Source organism: Flavivirga aquatica, from assembly GCF_001747085.1.
Taxonomy (GTDB): Bacteria; Bacteroidota; Bacteroidia; order Flavobacteriales; family Flavobacteriaceae; genus Algibacter_C; species Algibacter_C aquatica.
The window spans coordinates 1-427 of the sequence record NZ_MDJD01000003.1; the positions used below are offsets into that span (position 1 = coordinate 1).

Annotated in this window: 1 protein-coding gene; it reads right to left on the minus strand. The window is 38.4% G+C overall.

The genetic code is table 11. The features are described from left to right. On the minus strand, window positions 1-427 hold a 427-nt coding region (locus A8C32_RS00015; RefSeq protein WP_240491664.1), incomplete at both ends, for a reverse transcriptase domain-containing protein.

The following is a 427-nucleotide window of genomic DNA, read 5'->3' on the forward strand; positions in this document are numbered from 1 at the left end:
TAAATGTAAATCCTAGAAAATCGAATGTTACATAATGAACCTTAAATGGGGGATGCTTCTTTTGGTTGCGTTTGCAATAAACGATATTGCTTTTACCCGATTTTATCTCCAATTTACATTGGAATAATCGAGCTTTTATCGCTTCCAAAGTCCGCAGGGCTTGTTTGAAATTATCGCAATGAATAATAATATCATCTGCATAACGCTCAAACTTTACTTCGGGATGGTGCGTTTCTATCCAACTATCAAACACTATATGCAGGAAGATGTTTGCCAGTAATGGACTGATTACTCCTCCCTGTGGGGTGCCTTTGATTCGTGGATGTATTGTGCCATCTTTCTTCTGGACTGATGCTTCCAACCAACGTTTTACATACAAGTGAATGTGCTTCTTCTTGGTAAAATGACCTAATGCCTGAAGCATCAA